This window comes from Microvirga sp. HBU67558, assembly GCF_018069605.1.
Classification (GTDB): Bacteria; Pseudomonadota; Alphaproteobacteria; order Rhizobiales; family Beijerinckiaceae; genus Microvirga; species Microvirga terrae.
On sequence record NZ_JAGPUP010000371.1, the window covers coordinates 1 to 4,170 of the forward strand.

The 4,170-nt window shown below is 61.9% G+C and carries 3 protein-coding genes and 3 pseudogenes; 4 read left to right on the forward strand and 2 right to left on the reverse strand.

All coding sequences use genetic code 11. The annotated features are described in order from the left end of the window. The first annotated feature begins 174 nt into the window (after positions 1 to 174). Positions 175 to 522 (forward strand): type II toxin-antitoxin system RelE/ParE family toxin, encoded by a 348-nt coding sequence (locus KBI52_RS02075; protein WP_210805005.1) that lies wholly within the window; start codon positions 175 to 177, stop codon positions 520 to 522. Then, entirely contained in the window at positions 519 to 845 is a 327-nt protein-coding gene (locus KBI52_RS02080; RefSeq protein ID WP_210805007.1) for a helix-turn-helix domain-containing protein, read from the forward strand. The genes KBI52_RS02075 and KBI52_RS02080 overlap by 4 nt, the downstream gene beginning before the upstream one ends. A gap of 170 nt (positions 846 to 1,015) precedes the next feature. On the opposite strand, the gene KBI52_RS02085 is transcribed toward KBI52_RS02080, so the two are convergent. Further along, the gene (locus tag KBI52_RS02085) at positions 1,016 to 1,468 is read right to left on the reverse strand and encodes an ImmA/IrrE family metallo-endopeptidase (protein WP_247654123.1); all 453 of its coding nucleotides are present in this window, start codon (positions 1,466 to 1,468) and stop codon (positions 1,016 to 1,018) included. On the opposite strand from KBI52_RS02085, the pseudogene KBI52_RS32540 reads away from it, so the two are divergent. Both KBI52_RS32540 and KBI52_RS02095 read left to right on the forward strand, forming a co-directional pair. Beyond that, positions 1,418 to 1,780: pseudogene (locus tag KBI52_RS32540) on the forward strand (IS481 family transposase); the annotation flags it as partial. The gene KBI52_RS02085 and the pseudogene KBI52_RS32540 sit on opposite strands and share 51 nt — an antisense overlap. After that, positions 1,771 to 2,481: pseudogene (locus KBI52_RS02095) on the forward strand (IS701 family transposase); the annotation flags it as partial. The pseudogenes KBI52_RS32540 and KBI52_RS02095, both read left to right, overlap by 10 nt. Positions 2,482 to 2,863: 382 nt before the next feature. Here KBI52_RS02095 and KBI52_RS02100 read toward each other — a convergent pair. After that, positions 2,864 to 4,020: pseudogene (locus KBI52_RS02100) on the reverse strand (IS110 family transposase). Positions 4,021 to 4,170 lie beyond the last annotated feature (150 nt).

The following is a 4,170-nucleotide window of genomic DNA, read 5'->3' on the forward strand; positions in this document are numbered from 1 at the left end:
TGGGGGCAGCTCCAAACCAACCCTGAATTAACATCACACCCGGATCACCCACATGGGGCAGGCCACATCAGATCTTGTTCTGGCCCCTTCAAGCCTGATGGACGTTGGTGCGGCGAACGAAAGTTTGTAGGAATCTATTGACGCCATGTTGTCAAATATGACAACACGGCCTATATGGCAAGAAAGACTAGGCCGATCTCATGGATCAAGGCGGCCCGAAAGGATTTTGAGGAGTTTCCCTTGGGGACACGGCAGGAAATGGCCCGTGCCCTGACCGTCGTGGCCGAGGGCGGGCACCCTGATATCGCCAAACCTCTGACAGGGCTTGGTTCAGGGGTGCTGGAGCTGGCCCTAAAGCACCGGGGAGATGCATTCCGCGTCGTGTACGCGCTGCAGATAGGAGATGAGATCTGGGTTGTGCATGCGTTCCAAAAGAAGTCCAAAAGCGGGATCGGCACGCCCAAAGCCGAAATCGACCTGATCCGTGACCGCCTGAAACGGCTGAAGGAGGCCTTGCGATGAACGACGATTTTGAACTGGTGCGAGGCAGTGGCAACGTCTTCCGCGATCTTGTCCTGCCTAACCCTGACTTAGAGCAGCTGCGTTCGATCCTGGCGGCGCAGATCGTCAAGACGCTCGATCGCCGGCACCTGACGGTCCGCGAGGCCGCCGAGCTGACAGGGATCGCGGCCGCCGACTTTTCTCGCATCCGCAACGTCAAGCTGGACCGGTTCACCGTGGACCGGCTAATGACGGTGCTCGGCCGCCTCGGTCAGCAGGTTGATGTCAATGTGAAGGTACGGTCGAGTGCCAAGCGTCATCCTCCTGCTCTAGCGCATCGTTGACGTAAACATTGCACGCGACAGAGACGATCGACGCGTTCTCGGTCCCGAGTCTTCTGCGGCGGAAGTTTTTATGAAAGATGCACAATATAGTTATTTAGTTTCAATGGAAAGCATAGTCGCGCCTATGCGGCTACGCGCGAGGGGCTAACACGAGCATAAGCATCTATGTTTTAGGCTGCCTGTTGTTTTGATCGGCTTCGCCGATAGGCGCTGGTCACATTCAAGCGCATCCGCACAACCTCCTCGCTGGCGCCATAAATGTCAGACGCTTCGGTGAGGGAGTATTTGCGCTCTGCGACGAGAAGGGCAGCCTCTTCTGAAATAAGAAGGGCTGGGCCAAGCCAAGCGGCTTCTTCTTCGATGTTAGCGTCGTAGTGCCTGGAGCCGGTCTCATTGAGCAGAGGCTTCGATGGATGGATCAAAAGCTCATGGCTCAATTCATGAGCGATGTTAGCGGCCTGACGCTTCTTGTGGTGACCATCATTATGGATGATGAGGCGGTGAGGTCCTTTGCACAAGGTAACGGCGGAAAATTCAGCCTGGCCTTTCTTCCCGCGAGGGTATGCTACCTCGGTTTTCCGCTGGATGATCTGACCTTTGTGGTCACGCACTTCCTGCCGCATCTCAACCGGGATGCAGTCTACCGCATCCTCAAGGCTGAAGGCTTAGGCCGCCTGCCGCCGGCGCAGCAGCGCAAGCGCAAGCTCGGCACGTTCAAGGACTACGATCTCGGCTTCGTGCACATGGACATCAAGCATCTGCCGAAGCTGCAGACCGCCAATGGGGAGCGGCGCAAGCGCTCTCTCTATGTAGCCATTGACCGCTGCTCGCGCTGGGTGCACCTGGCCGTCTATGATGACGAACTGGCCACAAGCGCGGTCGCCTTCCTGAAAGAGGCGGTCCGTGCCTTCCCATTCAAGGTCACACACGGGCTCTTGCCGCCGGCGTCCCCTTCGACTGGGTCGCTGCCGACACGATCTATGGTGTGGGAGCCATCGAGATGCAGTTGCGCCGGGCCGGCAAGGGCTACGTGCTGGGCGCGCATGCCACGGATCAGTTCTCCTCCTGGATCGACAAGCCCGAAGTGGCCGGCACGGCCGAGCAGATTGCCAAGGCTCTGGCGCCTGAGACCTGGCAGCGCCTGTCGGCGGGCGACGGCACCAAGGGAGCGCGCTTGTATGACTGGGCGTACGTCGAGTTGGCCGATCTTGAGGCGGAGGAATACAACGAGGCGCTCACCGGCCTGTGGACGCGCGGCCTGTTGATCCGCCGCAACCTCTCTGATGGGGACCTGGCGTTCTTCTCGACCTGGTGTCCAGCCGGCACGCCGATTGAAGAGCTGGTGCGGGTGGAAGGCCAGCGCTGGGCGATCGAGGATGCGTTTGAGACGGCGAAGACCGAGTTGGGGCTCACCCACAACGAGACGCGCTCCTGGCATGGCTGGCACCGGCACGTCTCATTGGTGATGCTGGCGTTTGCCATGCTGGCGGTGGTGCGCGAGCGCGCCAACCGCTTCACCTCACCCCAAAAAAGTCGAGACGAAGCCAGGCTGCAGCGTTGGTATGCTGGTCTGTCCAGGAAATCCGCCGCGTCGCCACACGCCTCCAGCAGCGCCGGATTGAGCCTGCCCTCGTGATCGCTTGGTCCGCCTGGCGCCGCGCGCATCAGGCGATGGCGCAAGCCTCACATCGCAAACGAAAGGTGCAACTCACATGGGCATTGGTCCGTCAAGATGCTGGTTCATCGGAACACCGATCAGATCTCCGGCTGGTGTTTGGCATCCAAGGTCTGAGCCCGTTGCATGATCTGGCCCGTGTCCAGCGCCAGCTCCCACTCACATCCGGTCGCTGCGCGCACGCAGCCGCACCATCATCCCGCTTGCAGCGGACGGGGGCTCAGGCGACGGGACCCTTCTGTAGTGCGGCACTGAACGCCCTATTGCACATCGGTCCGTCCACCTGGATCCGCCGGGCCTGATCAGGGTCCGGCGAAGCACATCCACCCAGTCGTGCCGTGCCTTACGCAGGCCTCATCACGGCACCCTCGATGATCACTCCGGCTATCGCATACTTCCAGAGCGCGATCAGCAGCTTACGGGCGAGCGCCACGATCATCGACTTCTTCAGGCGCCCGCCATTGCGCCGGACCCGCTCCTGGAACCACTGGCTCAGGGCCGAGGCCGGCTGATGGCGCAGCCACAGCCAGGCGAGCTCATTGTGGTGCGCAGGCGCGGATTGCCGGCTTTCGAGACGCCTTGCTCGCGATCCACCGATCCGCTCTTCCAGGGGGTGGGCCAGGCCCGCATAGGCGGCCACCTGCCGGCGATTGGCGAAGGTGCGGAACAGGCCCTCCACCCACAGAACAGCGGCGGCTTCCCGACCGATGCCTTTCAGGGGAAGCAGGCGCCCGGGTGGCACGGCGCCGGCCTCCTCGTCGGCACAGGCGAGCAGGTGATCCCGCTCGGCCTCGACTGCTTTGATCTGCTCCAGCAGCAAATCGAGCCGGTCGAGTTCGCGGCTGATTTGAGCCTTGAGATGAACCGGCAGCGGCCGGCCATCGCCGGTCGTGAGCGCCTCGAGCCTTGTTCTGCGGTCGCGGTGCAGGGGCTCATAGTCGCCGATCCCCTGCGCGAACAGCAGGCCCTTGACGCGGTTGACGTGCTGGATCCGCTCGGCGGTCAGCGTCTTGCGCTCGCGGCTGATGCGGCGCCGATCCTCCTGCTCAGGCGTGGGAGCCCGGACCATGGCACAGACCCGCGGCTCCCCGCGCTTGTAGGCCAGCAGCGTGCGCACCAGAGCCTCGCCGTCAATCTTGTCGGTCTTGGCCCGCCGGCAGCGGCGGGAGACCGCAATCGAGGCGGGATCGACGACATGGCTCTCGATCCCCTCGCTTAACAGCACGTGATGGATCCAGAACCCATCCAGTCCCGCCTCCTGAACAGTGATGATCGGAACCATCTGACCGGTTCGCGCGCGCGCTTTCTCCTGCAGCTGCGCAAACCGCATCAGCAGGCCGGCCACATCGCCGCCCCGCACGCTGTGCCTGGACATCGTCTCGCCGGCCCCGGGCGACAGAGAGGTGATCAGCCACACCGAAGACTCAGTTCCAGGGAGACGAAGATTGCGCCAAGATGGGTGCGGATAGCGGTTTGCTCAAATCGGGGCTCAACGGACATCGGTTGGTCTCCAGCGTGAGTGGATACAGCAACCTCACTCTGCCAGAGAGTGGACCGCTATCCACCCGCATAGGATCTGTAGTGCTAGAGGCTGATGAGCAATTATCTTTCCTTTCGCGTGAGGCGGCGCAGCAGAATGCGGCTCATGGC

Bases quoted from the DNA above. Each gene is read 5' to 3' on its own strand.
- KBI52_RS02075 (WP_210805005.1), top strand. From the start codon at position 175: ATGGCAAGAAAGACTAGGCCGATCTCATGGATCAAGGCGGCCCGAAAG.
- KBI52_RS02080 (WP_210805007.1), top strand. From the start codon at position 519: ATGAACGACGATTTTGAACTGGTGCGAGGCAGTGGCAACGTCTTCCGC.
- KBI52_RS02085 (WP_247654123.1), bottom strand. From the start codon at position 1,468: ATGCGGCAGGAAGTGCGTGACCACAAAGGTCAGATCATCCAGCGGAAA.